The organism is Vibrio sp. 1069 (genome assembly GCF_033340555.1).
The window spans coordinates 1-518 of record NZ_JAWOWP010000939.1; the positions used below are offsets into that span (position 1 = coordinate 1).

At 39.2% G+C, this 518-nt stretch carries 1 protein-coding gene; it reads right to left on the reverse strand.

Features of this window, described 5'->3' with window-relative positions; translation table 11 throughout:
• On the reverse strand, positions 1–367 hold a 367-nt coding region (locus R7040_RS29920), incomplete at its 3' end, for a M20/M25/M40 family metallo-hydrolase (protein WP_193288831.1).
• Positions 368–518: the final 151 nt, after the last annotated feature.

Here is a 518-nt window from a genome sequence, read left to right on the forward strand (position 1 = left end):
CTTTTTTTACTGCTTCATAAATGAAAGCAAAGAAGCCTTTCATGTCTGCAGTACCCAGACCGTAGAAGCGGTTGTCTTTCTCAGTGAGCTTATGGGGATCAAAGCTCCAGCGTCCTTCATCAAATGGCACGGTATCGCTGTGCCCAGCAAGCAGCAGACCGCCTTCGCCTTCGCCCATGCGTGCAATCATATTGTGTTTGCCTGGCTCGACTTCGATCACCTCAACATGAAAGCCAAGATCTTTAAACCAAGTGGCGAGTTTCTCGATCACTTTGGCATTGCCTTGATCCCAGCTTGGATCAGTCGAGCTGATCGAAGAGGTACTAATGAGTCCTTCATAGACCTCTAGAAAAGTTGGTAATTGCATGGATTCTTCAATTCTCCTATTGACAGACAGAGCACAAAAATGTAAAACACATATTAAATCATATTTAATGAATAAAAAATCAAAATAAAGCTAATTTTAAATATGAATAATCATTTAAAATAAAGCTAATTTTAAATATGAATAATCATTT